At 59.5% G+C, this 16,829-nt stretch carries 16 protein-coding genes; 15 read left to right on the top strand and 1 reads right to left on the bottom strand.

The genetic code is table 11. The features are described 5' to 3' along the window. The 11 genes from QZ638_RS16155 to QZ638_RS16105 all read left to right on the top strand — a co-directional run. A partial coding sequence (locus QZ638_RS16155; protein ID WP_295812574.1) for a Gfo/Idh/MocA family oxidoreductase occupies positions 1–959 on the top strand: 959 nt, incomplete at its 5' end. A 457-nt stretch (positions 960–1,416) separates the two neighbouring features. Further along, positions 1,417–2,337, top strand: coding sequence for a dihydrodipicolinate synthase family protein (locus QZ638_RS16150; protein ID WP_295812571.1), 921 nt, complete (start codon positions 1,417–1,419; stop codon positions 2,335–2,337). Then, a complete protein-coding gene (locus QZ638_RS16145) occupies positions 2,334–3,503 on the top strand; it encodes a mandelate racemase/muconate lactonizing enzyme family protein (RefSeq protein ID WP_295812569.1) in 1,170 nt (389 codons plus the stop codon). The genes QZ638_RS16150 and QZ638_RS16145 overlap by 4 nt, the downstream gene beginning before the upstream one ends. Before the next feature lie 25 nt (positions 3,504–3,528). After that, a complete protein-coding gene (locus QZ638_RS16140; protein WP_295812566.1) occupies positions 3,529–4,800 on the top strand; it encodes a sugar ABC transporter substrate-binding protein in 1,272 nt (423 codons plus the stop codon). A 73-nt stretch (positions 4,801–4,873) separates the two neighbouring features. Beyond that, positions 4,874–5,782, top strand: a complete 909-nt coding sequence (locus QZ638_RS16135; protein ID WP_295812563.1) for a carbohydrate ABC transporter permease — start codon at positions 4,874–4,876, stop codon at positions 5,780–5,782. A gap of 12 nt (positions 5,783–5,794) precedes the next feature. Continuing rightward, complete coding sequence (locus tag QZ638_RS16130; protein ID WP_295812561.1) at positions 5,795–6,625, top strand: carbohydrate ABC transporter permease; 831 nt, start codon at positions 5,795–5,797, stop codon at positions 6,623–6,625. 1 nt (position 6,626) lies between these two features. Next, positions 6,627–7,718 (top strand): ABC transporter ATP-binding protein, encoded by a 1,092-nt coding sequence (locus tag QZ638_RS16125; RefSeq protein ID WP_295812559.1) that lies wholly within the window; start codon positions 6,627–6,629, stop codon positions 7,716–7,718. A 3-nt stretch (positions 7,719–7,721) separates the two neighbouring features. Then, positions 7,722–8,705 (top strand): NAD(P)-dependent oxidoreductase, encoded by a 984-nt coding sequence (locus QZ638_RS16120; protein ID WP_295812557.1) that lies wholly within the window; start codon positions 7,722–7,724, stop codon positions 8,703–8,705. A gap of 5 nt (positions 8,706–8,710) precedes the next feature. Continuing rightward, positions 8,711–10,396, top strand: a complete 1,686-nt coding sequence (locus tag QZ638_RS16115) for an SMP-30/gluconolactonase/LRE family protein (protein ID WP_295812555.1) — start codon at positions 8,711–8,713, stop codon at positions 10,394–10,396. Positions 10,397–10,399: 3 nt separating this feature from the next. Continuing rightward, on the top strand, positions 10,400–11,170 hold the full coding sequence (locus QZ638_RS16110; protein WP_295812551.1) for an SDR family NAD(P)-dependent oxidoreductase: 771 nt from the start codon (positions 10,400–10,402) through the stop codon (positions 11,168–11,170). A 152-nt stretch (positions 11,171–11,322) separates the two neighbouring features. Continuing rightward, positions 11,323–12,198, top strand: a complete 876-nt coding sequence (locus QZ638_RS16105; RefSeq protein WP_295812549.1) for a lytic transglycosylase domain-containing protein — start codon at positions 11,323–11,325, stop codon at positions 12,196–12,198. Positions 12,199–12,301: 103 nt separating this feature from the next. Here QZ638_RS16105 and QZ638_RS16100 read toward each other — a convergent pair whose 3' ends face one another. Further along, entirely contained in the window at positions 12,302–12,547 is a 246-nt protein-coding gene (locus tag QZ638_RS16100) for a hypothetical protein (RefSeq protein ID WP_295812547.1), read from the bottom strand. 340 nt (positions 12,548–12,887) lie between these two features. Here QZ638_RS16100 and QZ638_RS16095 point away from each other — a divergent pair, with 340 nt between their 5' ends. From QZ638_RS16095 to QZ638_RS16080, 4 genes are all read left to right on the top strand, one after another. Further along, positions 12,888–14,204: an NAD(P)H-dependent oxidoreductase gene (locus tag QZ638_RS16095; protein ID WP_295812545.1), complete on the top strand. Its 1,317-nt coding sequence runs from the start codon at positions 12,888–12,890 to the stop codon at positions 14,202–14,204. Between the two features lie 116 nt (positions 14,205–14,320). Then, entirely contained in the window at positions 14,321–15,355 is a 1,035-nt protein-coding gene (locus QZ638_RS16090; RefSeq protein WP_295812542.1) for a thiamine pyrophosphate-dependent dehydrogenase E1 component subunit alpha, read from the top strand. Next, positions 15,355–16,365 (top strand): alpha-ketoacid dehydrogenase subunit beta, encoded by a 1,011-nt coding sequence (locus tag QZ638_RS16085; RefSeq protein WP_295812539.1) that lies wholly within the window; start codon positions 15,355–15,357, stop codon positions 16,363–16,365. Before QZ638_RS16090 ends, QZ638_RS16085 begins: the two co-directional genes overlap by 1 nt. A 1-nt stretch (position 16,366) precedes the next feature. Next, positions 16,367–16,829 (top strand): biotin/lipoyl-containing protein (locus QZ638_RS16080; protein ID WP_295812537.1); only part of this gene is annotated, 463 nt, incomplete at its 3' end.

The following is a 16,829-nucleotide window of genomic DNA, read 5'->3' as shown; positions in this document are numbered from 1 at the left end:
GTGTGGCGCTCCACGCCGATGCGCGCGATTTGCTCGCCCGAACCGATGCGGATGCGTTTCTCGTGGCCTCGCCCAATCATACCCATGCAGAAATTCTCGAGCGGTTGATCGACGATGGACGGCCGGTCCTTATCGAGAAACCCGTGGTGAAGGACCTGGAGCAGGCCAGGCGCATCGCCGTGAAAGCAAGCGAAGCGCGCGCGCCGATTTGGGTGGCGATGGAATACCGCTACATGCCGGGGGTCTCCCGCTTGTTGGAAGAATTGCAGGCAGGGCGCTCGGGCGATCTCAAGATGGTCTCCATCGTCGAGCGACGTTATCCGTTCCTTGAGAAAGTCGGCTCATGGAATCGATTCAACGCCTCTTCCGGCGGTACGCTGGTCGAGAAGTGCTGTCACTTCTTCGATCTCATGCGGCTGATGACCGGCAGTGAGCCGGTTCGCGTCCAGTCCATCGGCGGCCAGGCGATCAATCATCTTGACGAGCGTTACGACGGCAGTGTGCCGGATGTTCTCGATCATGCCTTTACGCTCGTCGAGTTTACCAATGGCGTCAGCGCCATGCTCGAACTGTGCATGTTTGCGGAAGGCTCTCATTTTCAGGAGCGCGTCAGCGCCATCGGCACCCAGGCGCTCCTTGAAGCGCGTGTCCCCGGTCCAGGCCGGTTCGAACCCGACGGTCGGCACAAGAATGCCGAGTTCGTTGTAGCGAACCGGAAGAAACATGCGGAAATGGTGGAGACCATCGAAGTCGACCCCGAACTCCTGAAACGCGGTGACCATCACGGCTCGACCTTTGTGCAGCACCAGCGTTTCAATAGAATGCTGCGGGAAGGCGGTGATCCGGAGGTCTCTCTGTCCGATGGCCTGAAGGCGGTCGTGATGGGGCTTGCAGCGCAAGAGGCCATTTCGACACGCGAAAGCGTTGAGATCAGATGTGAGGATTATGACGTCCGTTGACGCGGCCCGATCAACAACGGCGGCGGGGCCGGATAAGTAACGCCCCTTCCGCGCGCGTGACCTTCGCAATCTCCGATCGGCCCGAAATGGGGCGGTTTGTGCGGCTGTGATCGGACACGATCAGTTGCGACGGTTTTCCTGATATCGGGAAATTTCTTCAATTCCTTGTCTGAGGCCCGGTCAGGCCAGATTTCCGTTCTTATCGATATGCGGTGTCCGGTGCGGGCGTCTGGTCGAGACGCCCGCATCCGCTCGCCGATTCCATGCCGTTTCGAACGAGCCGCGTTCGACTACGGTCGAGTGTGAAATCGTTCAGCTCTCGTGACGCGTTTTGGTTCAGGCGAATTGACATTCAGTCATTTCGGAAGATCCGCCCTGCTTTGAGGCCGGTTGCATCTGAAGGGATTTTCCGCTAGGTTCAAATAGTAATAATATTGTATCATAATGTGGACCTAATATGACGCTCCGAGGTATATTTCCAGTCCTCCCTTCGCCTTTTGACCAAAACGGCGACTGCGACGCTTCTGCCATGGTGCGTCTGGTCGATTTCGCTGCGGCGTGCGGTGTTCAGGGCATGGTGTTTCCGGGTTTCGCCAGCGAAGTCTCCGAATTGTCAGCGGACGAGCGTCAGTTGTTGCTTTCGACCGTGGTGAAGGCGGCGCCGGAGGCGATGCCTGTGGTGGCGGGCGCAAGCGCGGAATCCGTCGAGGCGGTTGTCGAATACGGACAGGCGGCACGTTCTTTGGGCGTTCGTCACCTGATGATCCAGCCCCCGACCAAGATCGGGAATGCGGCTGCGGCGGTGGTGGAGTTTATGGGAGCTGTGGCATCGGCCCTGCCGACGATGGAGATCATCTTGCAAAATGCACCTGCGCCGCGCGGTTCCGATATCGCGCCGGAAGCGATCGTGTTCGTTGCGCGGGTCATTCCTCAAGTGACCTACGTCAAGGAGGAAACTCTCCCGGCTGGCCCCGCAATCACGCATATTCTGAGCAATGCACCGGATACGCTGAAAGGAGTGATCGGCGGCGGAGGTGCGCGCTATATTCTCGATGAGTACGGTCGCGGCGCCTGTGCGGCGATGCCGGCACTGGAGATTGCGGATTTTCATGTCGCGCTCGATGACGCGTGGCGCAGTGGAGAAACGGCCGAAGCGCGGGACGTTTATGTGCGAACGCTGCCTCTTCTGACGCTTCAGGCATTGTACCGCATGCGTTTGACCAAGCATGTTCTCATGCGTCGGGGTGTTTTGCACAATGCGTCCGTTCGTGCACGCACACCGCAGCTCGACAAGCATGCAATCGCCGATATCGATGCCAATCTCGCCGAGTTGGATATCGTGAGCGGTTCACAAAATGCGAGGTCGGCGGCCGAATGAGCGACAGCGTCAAGTCAGTCGAGACATTTGCTCTCACGCTTCCGCGTGAAACGCCTTATCTCGGCGTGGCGCGGGATGGCGAGCAACCCAATGCGAGAGGCTATCTTGTTCGCAAGGGTAACAGGACCGTCTATCCGATCTTCGACCGTTCCGTTCTGGTGCGCATCGAGACACGCAACGGTGTTGTCGGCTGGGGGGAAACCTACGGACTTGTGGCGCCGGGCGCCGTGGGTGCGATCATTGGCGATCTTCTTGCCGATTTCACAATAGGCAGCGATCCGGCGAACCCTTCCGACATCTATGACCGGCTCTACGATTTGATGCGTGTGCGGGGGTATACGGGCGGGTTCTATGTGGACGCGTTGGCTGCAATTGACATCGCACTTTGGGACATTGCCGGAAAACTGGCCGGAAAACCCGTTTCGAAACTGCTCGGCAAGCAGGTTCGCGATACCATCCCGGCCTATGTTTCCGGACTGCCGGAAAAGACACTGGCACGGCGTGTCGTCCTGGCCGAGACATGGCTGGAGCGGGGCTTCAACGCCTTCAAGTTCGCGACCCCGGTGGCCGATGACGGCCCCGCCTGTGAGCTCGCGGCCTTGCGTAAAGCGCTTGGCGATCGGGTGCGCATCGCGGCCGACATGCACTGGAACCAGACGAGTGAAGAAGCTCTCGATCTGATACGCGCGATGGAACCCCATGGCCTGTGGTTTGCGGAAGCTCCGGTCCGTACAGAGGACATTGCAGGGCTGGAAGCCGTCTGCACCTATTCGCCGGTTCCGATTGCCGTGGGCGAGGAATGGCGCACCCACTACGACATGCTGCACCGGATCGGGAGATGCACCCTGTCCATCGTGCAGCCGGAAATGGGTCATAAGGGCATCACAAATTTCATGCGCATCGGTCAACTTGCCGAGCAGCATGGTCTGGAAGTCATTCCGCACGCGACGATTGGCGCAGGCATTTTCCTGGCCGCCAGTCTGCAGGCGAGCGCTTCGCTCGATGCCGTGACGGCGCATGAATTTCAGCATTCGATTTTTGAACCGAACCGCAAGCTCCTGAACGGGGGCATGGAGTGCAAGGCTGGCGTCTACACGGTTCCGCAGGGCGCCGGGCTCGGCGTTGAGCTTTCCAAGGAGGCACTGGCGCTACTTCAACCCATATGATCGAGGAAAACGGGAGGAGACCCAAATGAAAACCCTGATCAAATCCGCCGCACTCGCGGCGCTCACCGCTGGTCTCATGACGTCGGTCGCTGCACTGCCGGCGGCCGCCGAGACTTTGAAATTCGTATCGTGGCAAGTCGATGACGGCGGTATGGGCGATTGGTGGAAGGCGGCGATCGAGAAATTCGAAGCCGAGCATCCGGGCGTTACAATCGAGTTCACCAAGGTTGAACGTGCGAGCTATGCCGACACGATGACCACGCTTTTCGCCGGCGGCCAGCCGCCGCACATCGTCCATCTGGCCTCGTTCGAATATCAGAACTTCGCCGAGAATGGCTGGATGGAGAACCTCGATCCCTGGTTGGAGAAAGACGGCATCGATCTTGCCGGCTGGGCCGGGCAGGGGACCTGCCGGTGGAACGATGAAACCGCCTGCATCATGATGCTCTATTTCGGTTTCATGATGGCCTATAATCCGCAGATCCTTGCCGACGCGAATGTCGAGGTTCCGACCAATTACGAGGAGTTTCTCGACGCTGCGCGAGCGACCACGAAGGACCTGAATGGTGACGGAATCACCGATCAGTTTGGGACCGGGCACGAGACCAAGGGCGGCGCCGGCCAGTATCTCACGGAGATGTTGAACTACATCCTCGACGCGGGTGCCTACTGGACGGACAAGGATGGCAACATCACCATCGACACACCTGAAATGGTCGAAGGGCTGACACGTTGGAAAACCGTCGTCGAAGAGGGGCTGACGCCGGTGGACATGTCGGCCGGCGATGTCCGTAAACTTTTTGCCGACGGCAAAATCGCCATGCGGCTCGACGGGCCATGGCTATACGGAACGATGGAAGAAGGCGCTGCTGCGGATGTTCTCGAAGTAGCGAAACCGCCTTTCAATCCGCCCTTGGGCGGTTCGTCCAACGTGTTGGGCATGGCCAGTGAAATCTCCGACGAGCAGAAGGAACTGGTCTGGGATTTCATCAAGATAACCATGTCGCCGGAGTTCCAGCGCAGTTACGCCACTGTGGCCGGCAACACACCGCCCAGCCCTGCAGCCGATGTTTCGGGCGTGGAGAAGGATGTGCCTCACTTCCAGATCATCGTCGATACGCAAAAAGCTGCCGCTGCTGCCGGTATAGACCGCATTCCGACGGGGCTCGAAATTCAGTATGGAGAGTTCGGCAAGATGGTGCAGGAAGAGGTTCAGCGCATGTTGATCGAGGATCTCGACCCGGCCGACGTGGTCAAAACCATGCAGGAAAAGGCCGAAGCCATCCAGAACGGCTGAACAAAACAGTCAACAGCCGGCGGTGCCGTGCGCCGCCGGCTGTCGGCATCTCATGTTTTCTCGGAACCGCATCATGTCAAAGTCCGGAATTTTCGATCTCGCAAGGCCGAGCCGCCAGCATATCCTTGGATATCTGCTGCTCGCACCAGCGGTTTTCCTTGTGCTTCTGATCATCGCCTATCCCTTGCTTATCTCGCTCGACCTGTCGTTTCAGGATGTAAAACTGCCAAGGATCGGCGAGACCAGAAAACCGTTCACGTTGACCAACTACCAACGCCTCTTCTCTTCCTCCGAATTCTGGATGGCGTGCTGGGTGACGCTGAAGCTCGTCGCGGCCGTGACGGTTGGAAGCCTGATTGTCGGTGTCTCCACGGCTTTGCTGGTCAACCAAAGATTCGCCGGGCGGACGCTCGCTCGCATTGCTGTGGCGCTGCCATGGGCGGTGCCGGAAGTGATCGCAGTGGTGATCTTCGCCTGGATTTTCGACAGTTCGTTCGGTCTGATGAGCTGGATTCTGGTAAAGCTCGGTCTTGCAGACGGAATGGTCGCATGGATGTCTACGCCGGGCGCCGCCTTCTGGGCGCTGACCGTGACGATGATCTGGAAAGGTTTTCCTTTCGTCTCGATCATGACGCTGGCCGGCCTCCAGTCGATCCCCACGGACTACTATGCGGCGGCGAAGGTGGATGGCGCGAACGCGCTGCAGCGCTTTCGCTGGATTACCATTCCGTGCCTCATGCCGGTTCTCGGCGTTACGCTCGTTCTGGTCATGCTGTGGGTGTTCCGTGACTTTTCTATCATCAAGGTTCTCACCGAAGGCGGCCCCCTGAAGAGCACGCAGACCCTCTCGATCATGACGTATGATCAGGCGTTCGGCTTCTTCAAGTTCGGCTACGCCTCTGCAGTCGGAATCGTCACCTTGATCATCTGCGTGGTCGCCAGTCTGGCGATGCTCGGACGCGGCTCCAAGGCCCTGTATTGAGGAGTGTTGAAGATGAAACGTAGCCCGCTTCAAACCTTCCTTCTCTATGCGTGCGTTGTCGTCACGCTCGTCATCATCCTGTTCCCGGTCTACTGGCTGATTGTGACGGCTCTGTCGACCACGGTGGAACTGTCCGGTCTGCCGCCGAGCTTCTGGCCCGAAATGCCGCAGTGGGGCGTGTTCACGAAAGTCTGGAATGAACGGCCGATTCCCCTTTGGCTGCTGAACTCGGCATTGGCCGCGCTTGGCTCCGTCGCCCTTTCCATGGTGGTGTCTGTTCTGGCCGGTTACGCGCTCTCTCGCTTCAACGTCCGAGGCGGGCACGGGCTGGGTCTGTTCATCCTGACCGCAAAGATGTTGCCGGCGACACTTCTCGTCATTCCATTGTTCGCCATCTTTCGTCAGCTTGGCATGATCGGAAATCTTTGGACCCTCGTGCTGGCTCACGCGACACTGATTATCCCGTTCACCACATGGATGCTGAAGGGGTACTTCGACACCATACCGCGCGAGCTGGAACAGGCGGCAATGGTCGATGGCTGCTCGCCGCTTGGTGCCCTGTGGCGTGTGATACTTCCGGTTTCCACGCCCGGTCTGGCAGCGACCGCTCTCTACGCCTTTGTTCTCAGTTGGGCCGATTACGCCTATGCGCGGACTTTCCTGATCAATTCGCAGGACAGTTGGACGGCCAATCTGGGCATCGCAACCATGCGCGGGGAATATACGACGGACTGGAACGAGATTTCTGCGGCTGCCGTCTTCGTCGCGCTTCCCATCATCATCATTTACCTCTTCCTCGAACGCTACCTTGTGGGAGGTTTGACCGCAGGAGCGGAGAAATAGAATGGCCAGCATTACGATCGACAACGTTCACAAGGATTACGGCGCTCTGAACGTGCTGAAGCCGTTCTCGCTCGAGATCGAGGATGGCGAGTTCGTTGTCCTGGTTGGACCCTCCGGCTGCGGTAAGTCCACCATGCTCAAGATCCTCGCCGGATTGGAGCCGGCATCCGGGGGGCGCGTGCTCCTTGGAGATCGGGATGTGACCGATGTGGCTCCCGGTGGTCGCGACATCGCGATGGTTTTTCAGAATTACGCGCTGTATCCGCATCTAACCGTCGCGCAGAACATCGGCTTCGGCCTCAGGATGCGCGGCATGTCGAAAGCGCAAATCGAACGGCGTGTTTCCGACGCCGCCGAGACGCTCGGCGTTTCGCACCTGCTTGAACGTAAACCCAAAGCCCTTTCGGGAGGTCAGAGACAGCGCGTCGCGTTGGGACGTGCCATTGTGCGGGAACCCCAGGCCTTTCTCATGGACGAGCCTCTGTCCAATCTCGATGCCAAGCTTCGGGTTCAGATGCGGGCGGAAATCAGCGCCCTGCACAATCGTCTGGGTGTAACGACGGTCTACGTCACTCACGATCAGATCGAGGCGATGACCATGGCGGACCGCGTGGTGCTCATGCGCGATGGTGTCATTCAGCAGATCGCGAGTCCCGACGAGTTGTTTCGCAGCCCGACCAATCTGTTTGCTGCCGGCTTCATAGGTTCTCCGGGGATGAATTTCGTAAAGGCGGAGATCGCCGGCGGCAGGCTTTCGATGCTGGGCACGGAAATTGATATCGATCGGAAACGGGTTGATGGAAGAAAGAACGTGATCGTCGGGCTACGCCCGGAATATATGGCGCTTGGAAAGACGCACGAGGCGGACTTCAAGATCCAGCCCACGCTTGTCGAAAGCTTGGGTTCGGAGAAGTACGTCTATTTTCAGGATCCGCATCATCATGCTTCCGGTGGTGGGGACGACGACCGCAGCAAGGGGTTGATCGCCAGGATTTCGCATTCGGGCGTGATTGCCGAGGACCAGGAACTTCAACTTTCGTTCGATCCTCAAAACCTCTCTCTCTTCGATCCAGAAACCGAACAGGCACTTTAAGTTATGCAGATACTGATTACCGGCTCCGCCGGTCGCGTTGGCTCGTCCATGGTCGATGAATTGCAAAGGCGCGGGCATACCGTGCGCGGTTTCGATCTGAACGCCGGTGGTTCGCGCGAAAGCGGTTACAGCGAAGTGGTGGGGTCGTTCGACGATGCGGACGCCTGCCGGCGCGCCGTCGAAGGCGTCGATGTTGTTGTGCATCTGGGCGCTTTCATGTCCTGGAGTCCACAAGACGCGGATGCGATGTTCAGGGCCAATGTCGATGGCACACGGCGCCTTCTGGAGGCTGCGGCCGCAAGCGGTGTCCGGCGTTTCGTTTTCGCCAGCAGCGGAGAAGTTTATCCCGAAAACGATCCATGTGTTCTCCCCATCACCGAGGAGCATCCTCTGCGGCCGACCTCACCCTATGGCCTCACCAAGCTCCTTGGGGAGGAGCTTGTCGGTTTTCATCAGCGGCGTGGCACCATGGAAACGGTTATCCTGCGGTTTTCGCATACACAGAACGCAAGCGAACTGCTCGACGAAGACAGTTTTTTCTCGGGACCGCGTTTCTTCCTGAAGCCGCGTATCCGGCAGCAGGAGCGTTTCGGCAATATGGCCGTGGCTAAGCTGTTGCGTGGTTTCGATACCGGGGCGGCGGCGCACATTCTCGCCCGAAACGAGCAAGGCCGCCCGTTTCGCATGCATATTACCGAAACCCGGGACATGGTCGCCGGACTGGTTCTCGCCGTGGAGGATGAGCGTGCCGCCGGCGGCGTTTTCAATCTCGGCGCAACGGACCCGGTGGATTTCACGCCGCTCGTGGAAAAGATGTCGGAGATAACCGGATATCCTGTCGTTACCGTCGATCTTCCGGGGGCTGGCGTGTACTACGAAACGTCGAACCGTAAGATTCGCGAGACATTGGGTTATGTCCCGCAGTGGACGATCGACAGAATGCTGGTTGAAGCGGGCGAAGCGCGCAAGGCACGTCTGAAGGGGTGATGGGAATGGAACGGGAGGTTCCGGCAGGCACTGGTGCCCTGGTCAAGGGGCTGACCGTTCTCGAACTTGTCGCCGAAGCTGAAGGTCCACAGCGATTTGCGGATCTTTTGCGGCAATCTGACCTGCCGAAGCCGACCTTCGCTCGCATCCTGAACACGCTGGTGGCCTTCGATCTCGTTGCAAAGGACGAAAAGAAGGGGACCTATTCGCTCGGCCGCCGCTTTCTGGAGATGTCGCACCGCGTCTGGGATACGTTCGACCTTCAGGCAGCCGCCGGTCCCGAGCTGGAGCGCCTTTCACGCGAGCTTGGCGAGACGGTTGCGCTGTGTCGTTTGGATGGCGAGCAAGTACAATATCTGGAGGAGCGCTCTGGTGACGGGCTCGGTGTGCGGGTGGATGTGGGGCGCCGCGTGCCACTGCACTGTACGGCTGCAGGGAAGGTGCTGTTGGCCTTTCTCGATCCGGCCGAAACGCGAGGCCATATCGATCGGCTCGAATTCTCCGCGCATTTGCCGAACACGATTACCGACCTGGAACGCTTTCAGGCCGATCTGACATTGACGCGCGCGCGGGGCTACGCCGTTTCCTATGAGGAACATCTCGCCGGGGTGAATTCGGTCGCTTGCGCCATATCCGGTCAGGACGGCGGCCCGATCGGCGCCCTTGTCGTGCTTGGCCCGGCCAATCGACTGGACCAGAGCCGCATCCATCCCGCCGGCCGCGAATTGATCGCCGCGGCGCGGCGTATTACGGGCCACGCCGGTTCCTTTGCGATCTCACCGAGGCCGCGTCCTCGCAGCGCAAAGGGGCAAGCTGTAGCGGATTTGGCCTGCGCGCTGCCATGGGGTGCGCAACTGGGCGAGGCGCCAGCCTGGCATCCCGGTGAGAGATGTCTTTACTGGGTCGACATCCTTCACCCGGCCGTCTACCGCTTTTTCCCATCCACGGGAGTCAACGAGAGCTGCGAAACCGGCAAGCTTGTGAGCGCCGTGCTTTTTGCCGCCGACGGATCATTGCTGATCGCGTCGCAGGAAGGCATCGAGAGGCTGGATTTCGATAGCGGGAAGACCAGAACGTTTGTGGATCCCGAAAACGGCATCATCCACAATCGCCTCAACGACGCGAAGATCGGTCCTGGCGGTTCCATCTGGGTCGGTTCCATGCGGCTTGATGCGAGCAAGGCCACGGGCGGATTGTACCGTATCACGCCCGAGGGGGTTGTCTCGCGCAAGGAGAGCGGCATCACTGTTGCCAACGGTATGGATTGGAGTCCCGATCGTCGAACGTTCTACTTCGTCGACACGGTGCCCGGGTGTGTATATGCCTATGATTTCGAGCCTGGGACAGGGCAGCTCTCCAATCGGCGTATATTTGCGCGAATCGCGGAAAACGAAGGTCGGCCCGATGGCATTTGCGTAGACGCGGAGGGTGGCGTCTGGTGTGCGATCTGGGACGGCTGGCGCGTCAATCGCTACACGCCCGATGGAAATCTTGATTGCACGATTGACCTGCCTGTTCCTCGTCCCACGAGTGTTGCTTTCGGCGGAAAGGATCTTTCCACCCTCTACATCACATCGGCGCGTACCCGCTTGCCGGCGAACGTTCTGAACGACGCACCATTGTCGGGTGGGCTTTTCACCTGCACGCCCGGGCCCAAGGGGCTGCCACCCGGTTTTTTGGGGCAGGAGTAAGCCATGTCGCTCGGATTGGAGAACTTGTTTGGACTCAGTGGGCGTGTCGCTCTGGTTACGGGGTCGAGCCGTGGAATCGGGGCTTCAATCGCGAAAGGGCTTGCATCGGCAGGCGCGGAGGGTTTCGTTCACGGGCAAACGCTGGATGCGACACGCACGACTTGTGAAGCGATTGCGCAGGCGGATGGTGTGGCGCACGCGATCGGGGGTAACCTTGCCGAAAAAGGGCAGGGGAGAAACCTCGTCGAAACTGTCGAGCAGCGTTCCGGTCAACTCGATATTCTCGTTATCAATGCGTCGGCGCAGGTGAATGCGTCGCTTGCCGATCTCACCGATGAAGCGCTCGAACTTCAGTTGGCCGTAAATCTGCGCGCGACGATCGAACTGTTGCAGGCGAGCCTCCCGCCGATGGCGAAACGTGGATGGGGGCGCGTGGTGAGTATCGGCTCGATCAATCAGGATGACCCCAAGGGCGTCGTGACGGCCTATGCCGCCACCAAGGCGGCGCAACATAACCTGATCCGCAGCCAGGCCCGTGAGTATGCGTCGCACAACGTTCTCCTCAACACTTTGTCGCCCGGCCTTATAGACACCGACAGGAATGCGGCGCGAAAAAACGGCGACCCGGATGGCTGGGTGGCTTACACGAAACAGATCAACTGGATGGGGCGGGCTGGCGAGGCGGACGAAATGGTTGGAGCTGCAGTCTTTCTTGCTTCTCCCGCCGCGAGTTTCATAACGGGGCAGAGTATCACGCTTTCCGGGGGCAGTTGATGCCGCTGTTGCTGCCGGCGTCTTGACGTCTGGTTTCGACTTGCGCGTGAACGACCTCGGCGCTTCATCGGCACCGTTCCCCTGTTTCCATTCAGGAGCTTGCTTGCCGCGATTGCCGGCTCTACGCTTCCTGCAGAGCGATGGGGTGGCCTATGCGACATGCACGACCATTCTGGTGGATACGGTTTCTGGCCGTTGCTGGCTTGCTCGCGTTTGGCGCGTGCCCGGTTGGTGCCGAAGAGAGCGACGAAAAAGCGGACAAAGCAAAGTTGATCGCCTCGATCTGCCGGTTGGTGGAAACGCAGGCGCGGAAGAACCGCTTCGATCCGGCGTTTCTGGCGCGCCTTTTGTGGAAGGAAAGTCGCTTCGATCCGAATGCCGTCAGCCCCAAGGGAGCCGAAGGGGTGGCACAATTTATGCCGGGCACAGCGGCGCTGCGCGGCCTCGACGATGCTTTCGACATAGAGAAAGCCATTCCGGCATCGGCTGCCTATCTGGCTGAATTGCAGGAGAAGTTCGGCAATCTCGGCTTGGCAGCGGCCGCCTACAACGCCGGCGAGGCAAGAGTGACGCGGTGGCTTGCCAAAGGCGGGTTCCTGCCGCTTGAAACCGAAAACTACGTGATGGCGATCCTGGGTGCCCCAGTTGACGCGTTTTCGGACCGAGAGCGCGTCGCCGAGATTCAACCGCTCCATCCCGAAAAAGCGTTCGACGCGGCGTGTCGCGATTTGCCTGTCTCCGCGCGCGCGATTATGGCCATGACCAGCGTTCACACAAAACCCTGGGGCGTGCAAGTTGCTGGGCACTTTCGCCGCGACGTGGCGATCAGGCTGTGGCAAACGGTGCTGCGCCGTAACGCGGCACTCCTGAAGCCTTATGAACCGGTTATAACCCGCGTGCGTTCGTCACGCGGTCGGCGCGGGATTTACGCTGTGCGCATCGGTGCACAGAGCCGCTCCGAAGCGGTGAGAGTTTGCAACCGCTTCAAGAATGGCGGCTTGTCGTGCGTGGTGTTGCGCAACAGATAATTCGCTTTCGCAAAGCAACGTCGACGGATAGGCGCGGGTGCCGCTGTATAGAAAAAGGCCCGGAGCGCTGTCCGGGCCTTCGTCAAAAATGATTTTACGAGCATTAGCTGTTGTTCGTTGCCGTGCGGCTTACGAGTTCCGGACGACCGTCCGCGCCAACAACATAAATCTCGACATAATCGTTTCCGTTCGAAGTAAATTGGTGCTGAAGAACGGAGCCGACCGGCGTTTTGCTCAGAGTTTCCTGAGAAGGACCATCAAAATTGATGCTTCCTTTGATGGGCTCAACAGCAAAAGCGGGTGCGGCGACGAATGAAGAAATAACGAGGGCAGAAAGAACAGTTTTCATTTTCAATACTCCTGATAGCTTTCAACAAGCCATTCACATTTTCGTCAGAGAAAACGTGGCATTACTGTCAGCATGGGGTTATTCCCTTGCTGGTTCCTCATTTAGGAAGCCATTGTTCGTTCTGTCAGATCGGAAATGTGAAACAGAGCGTTCACAAATGTTGGAATGTTACGATCTTTGCTTTCCCTAGAGGCAACCTCGGCCGGTTCGTCTTGATGCATTGACTGGGAGGGAAAGTCACCACGCTGACGCGTTGTTAATGGACATTCGTATTGACACCAAAACAGATGTTCAATAAGCCTCGTTGCGAGGAAACGTCCATCTGGGAGAGTGGTCAGAAATGTCTGCCAATGTTGCGCTTACCGGTCTTGCCCGGGATCTCGAGGATCGGGCCAAGTCCGGCAAGCCGATTCGTATCGGCCTTGTGGGTTCCGGCGAAATGGGCACCGATATCGTTACGCGCGTCGCTCATATGCCGGGCATTGAAATCGGCGCCATTTCGGAGCTGAACCTGCCTGCGGCGAGCCGCGCCGTGGATATCGCTTATCAGGAAGAAGGTCACGCGAAGGAAGCGGGCAGCCAGTCCGTCATGACCGCGACCATGGAAGCCGGCAAGGTTGCCGTCACCGACAATGCCGATCTCCTCCTCGAGAGCGACCTGATCGACGTTGTGATTGACGCGACGGGCGTTCCCGCTGTCGGCGCCGAAATCGGCCTCAAGGCCATGGAGCACGGCAAGCATCTCGTCATGATGAATGTCGAGGCGGATGTGACCATCGGTGCCTATCTGAAGAGCGAAGCCGATCGTCTGGGCGTCACCTATTCGCTGGGTGCGGGGGACGAACCATCTTCCTGTATGGAGATGATTGAGTTCGTTTCGGCCATGGGGCACCCCATCGTTGCCGCCGGCAAGGGCAAGAACAACCCGCTCAACATCGATGCAATCCCGGACGACTACGCCGAGGAGGCGGAACGCCGCAACATGAATGTGCGCATGCTCGTCGAGTTCGTCGACGGGTCGAAGACCATGGTGGAAATGGCGGCCATCGCCAATGCCACGGGTCTCGTGCCCGACAAGCCGGGCATGCATGGCCCCAAGGCGACGCTGGACGAGCTTTCCTCCGTGCTGGTGCCGGAGAAGGATGGCGGTGTGCTCTCGCGCGTCGGCGTGGTGGACTATTCCATCGGCAAGGGCGTCGCTCCCGGCGTCTTCGTTGTCGCCGACATGTCGCATCCGCGCATTTCGGAGCGCATGGAAGATTTGAAGATGGGCAAGGGCCCCTACTTCACCTTCCATCGTCCCTATCATCTGACCTCGCTTGAAGTGCCGCTCACCTGCGCCCGCGTCGTGCTCTATGGCAAGGCCGACATGGTGCCGCTCGACAAGCCGGTCGCGGAAGTCTGCGCCGTCGCCAAGAAGGACATGCAGCCGGGCGACACGCTCGATGCGATTGGCGAGTATTGCTACCGCGCATGGATCATGACGGTGCCGGAAGCGCGCGAGGCAGGGGCTATTCCCTGCGGCCTTCTCCAGGGCGGCACCGTCACCAAGCCCATAAAGAAGGGCGAACTCATCACGTCCGACAATGCTGCATCACCGGTCAATTCGAAGATCGCCGAGCTGCGTGCGCGTCAGGACAAGCTCGTTTACGGCTAGATCGCCGCGCGACCGTTCGAACGTGCACGAGGACGATCCAATTTTTGATGGAGCATCGGAACAACCGAAAACCGGTTTCCACTTTTCGGTCCGATACTCTCAACAGGAGCGTGAATATGTCGGCCACGGCCAAGAAGGGCGTCAAGAAAAGCGATGGCGCCAACCAGCCTTTCATCTACAGGCAGTATGATCAGGAAAAACTGCGCGACGCGCTGCGCAAGATGTATCTGATCCGTCAGTTCGAGGAAGGTGCTGAAGAAAGCTACATGCGTGGCCTGATCCACGGCACGATGCACCTGTCCATCGGACAGGAGGCGAGTGCTGTCGGCATCTGCCTCGGTCTTTCCGATGAAGACCAGATCACCTCGACGCACCGTGGCCACGGTCACTGCATCGCCAAGGGTGCGGATGTTTCGCGGATGTTTGCCGAGTTCTTCGGCAAGACCACCGGCTATTGCCGCGGCCGCGGCGGCTCCATGCACATCGCCGATGTGTCGACTGGCAATCTCGGCGCGAACGGTATCGTTGGTGGCGGTTTGCCGATTGCCGTCGGCGCCGCCCTGACGGCCAAGAAGATGAAGACCGACAATGTCGTCGTCTGTTTCTTCGGCGATGGCGCGAACAATGAGGGCGCGTTTCACGAAGCGCTCAACATGGCCGCCATCTGGAAACTGCCGGTCGTCTTCGTTTGCGAGAACAACGGCTATGGCATGTCCACCTCCGTCGCCCGTGCGACGGCGGTTCCCAACATTGCAGACCGTGCTTCCGCCTATGCGATGCCGGGTGTGATCGTTGACGGCAACGTCGTTTCGGACGTGGCCGAGGCCATGCATGAGGCGACCGAGCGCGCGCGCAATGGCGAGGGGCCAACGCTCATCGAGTGCAAGACCTACCGCTATCGCGGCCACTCCAAGAGCGACCGCAACCGCTACCGCACCAAGGAAGAGATCGAGGAGTGGATGACCGAACGCGATCCCATCGAGGCGTTTGAGGCGGAGCTTGTGGAGTTCGGTGTCATCGATACGGCCGGAATCGAGGAGATCCGCGAGTCCGTCCGAAAGGAAATCGAGGCCGGTATCGAATTCGCCAAGGAAAGCCCGATGCCGGAAGTCGCCAATCTTGAGAAATACGTCTACACGGAGCAGGCCTGATGGACGCGCAAGTCGAGACAGCCACGCGCGAACTGAGCTACGCGCAGGCCATCCAGGAAGCCATGGCCATCGCCATGGAGCGCGATGAGCGCGTGTTCCTTATGGGCGAGGATATCGGCGTCTATGGCGGCGCTTTCCAGGTGACCGGCGATCTGGTGGAGCGCTTCGGCCCCGAGCGCGTCATGGATACCCCAATCTCGGAGCTGGGCGGCGCTGGCGTCGCGGTCGGCGCAGCCGTCACCGGCATGCGTCCGATTTTCGAGTTTCAATTCTCCGATTTCGCCACGCTGGCCATGGAGCAGATCGTCAACCAGGCGGCCAAGATGCGCTACATGTTGGGCGGTGCCGTTTCGGTTCCGGGCGTCATGCGCTTTCCCGCCGGTTCCGGTACGGGTGCTGCCGCGCAGCACAGTCAGAGCCTCGAAGCATGGCTTGGTCATGTGCCGGGCCTCAAGGTCATCCAGCCGGCGACCCCGCACGATGCGAAAGGCATGCTGCTCGCGGCCATCGAGGATCCCGATCCGGTGATGATCTACGAGCACAAGATCCTTTACAAGATGAAGGGCGAGGTGCCGGAGGGTTATTACACGGTGCCGATCGGCAAGGCCGAGGTGCGGCGTGAGGGGGCGGATCTCACCATCGTCGCCACCTCGATCATGGTTCACAAGGCGCTGGATGCCGCAAAGCAGCTTGCCGAAGAAGGTATTGACGTCGAGGTCATCGACCTGCGCACGGTGCGTCCGATGGATCGCCAGACGATCATCGAGAGCGTTTGCAAGACCTCTCGCCTGATGTGCGTCTACGAGGGCGTGAAGACACTCGGTGTCGGCGCCGAAATCTCGGCGATGATCGCCGAGAGCGAGGCCTTCGATTATCTCGATGCGCCAGTCGTGCGCCTGGGTGGTGCGGAAACGCCGATCCCTTACAATCCGGAGTTGGAGAAGGCGACGGTCCCGCAGGTCGACGGCATCGTCAAGGCGGCGCGGGATCTGGCGACGGGAGCGCGCTGATATGGCTGTCGAAGTCATCCTGCCCAAGGTCGACATGGATATGGCGACCGGCCGCATCTCTTCCTGGCATGTCGAGGAAGGCGCGACCGTGAAGAAGGGCGATCTCCTGTTCGAGATCGAAACCGACAAGGCGGCAATGGAGATCGATTCTCCCGCCGCCGGCATCCTTCGCAACATCACCGGCAAGGAAGGCATCGACATTCCGGTCGGCGAGGTCGTTGCATGGATTTACGAGGAAGGCGAGACCGTCGCCGACACCCCTTCCGCTGCGCCCGCTGAGGCCGTGGCTGAAGAGCCGGCAAAGGCTGAAGCACCGGTCCCCGTCGAGGTCACCGCGCCTGTTTCCGCTGCTCCGGCCGCGACTGCGGCATCGCCGTCCGGCGTTCGCGCCTCTCCGCTCGCGCGGCGTCTGGCGAAGGAATCTGGGCTCGATCTTTCCGCCATTTCCGGTTCGGGCCCGAAGG

Source organism: uncultured Nitratireductor sp. (assembly GCF_913053745.1).
Classification (GTDB): domain Bacteria; phylum Pseudomonadota; class Alphaproteobacteria; order Rhizobiales; family Rhizobiaceae; genus Nitratireductor.
Note: the sequence above shows the minus strand (reverse complement) of the source record. Positions and strands in the feature narration are given on the sequence as shown.

Excerpts from the sequence above, each read along its gene's own strand:
- QZ638_RS16100 (WP_295812547.1), bottom strand. The coding sequence starts at position 12,547 with ATGAAAACTGTTCTTTCTGCCCTCGTTATTTCTTCATTCGTCGCCGCA.
- QZ638_RS16090 (WP_295812542.1), top strand. The coding sequence starts at position 14,321 with ATGTCGGCCACGGCCAAGAAGGGCGTCAAGAAAAGCGATGGCGCCAAC.
- QZ638_RS16145 (WP_295812569.1), top strand. The coding sequence starts at position 2,334 with ATGAGCGACAGCGTCAAGTCAGTCGAGACATTTGCTCTCACGCTTCCG.
- QZ638_RS16085 (WP_295812539.1), top strand. The coding sequence starts at position 15,355 with ATGGACGCGCAAGTCGAGACAGCCACGCGCGAACTGAGCTACGCGCAG.
- QZ638_RS16130 (WP_295812561.1), top strand. The coding sequence starts at position 5,795 with ATGAAACGTAGCCCGCTTCAAACCTTCCTTCTCTATGCGTGCGTTGTC.
- QZ638_RS16125 (WP_295812559.1), top strand. The coding sequence starts at position 6,627 with ATGGCCAGCATTACGATCGACAACGTTCACAAGGATTACGGCGCTCTG.
- QZ638_RS16135 (WP_295812563.1), top strand. The coding sequence starts at position 4,874 with ATGTCAAAGTCCGGAATTTTCGATCTCGCAAGGCCGAGCCGCCAGCAT.
- QZ638_RS16105 (WP_295812549.1), top strand. The coding sequence starts at position 11,323 with ATGCGACATGCACGACCATTCTGGTGGATACGGTTTCTGGCCGTTGCT.
- QZ638_RS16140 (WP_295812566.1), top strand. The coding sequence starts at position 3,529 with ATGAAAACCCTGATCAAATCCGCCGCACTCGCGGCGCTCACCGCTGGT.
- QZ638_RS16110 (WP_295812551.1), top strand. The coding sequence starts at position 10,400 with ATGTCGCTCGGATTGGAGAACTTGTTTGGACTCAGTGGGCGTGTCGCT.
- QZ638_RS16115 (WP_295812555.1), top strand. The coding sequence starts at position 8,711 with ATGGAACGGGAGGTTCCGGCAGGCACTGGTGCCCTGGTCAAGGGGCTG.
- QZ638_RS16095 (WP_295812545.1), top strand. The coding sequence starts at position 12,888 with ATGTCTGCCAATGTTGCGCTTACCGGTCTTGCCCGGGATCTCGAGGAT.
- QZ638_RS16120 (WP_295812557.1), top strand. The coding sequence starts at position 7,722 with ATGCAGATACTGATTACCGGCTCCGCCGGTCGCGTTGGCTCGTCCATG.
- QZ638_RS16150 (WP_295812571.1), top strand. The coding sequence starts at position 1,417 with ATGACGCTCCGAGGTATATTTCCAGTCCTCCCTTCGCCTTTTGACCAA.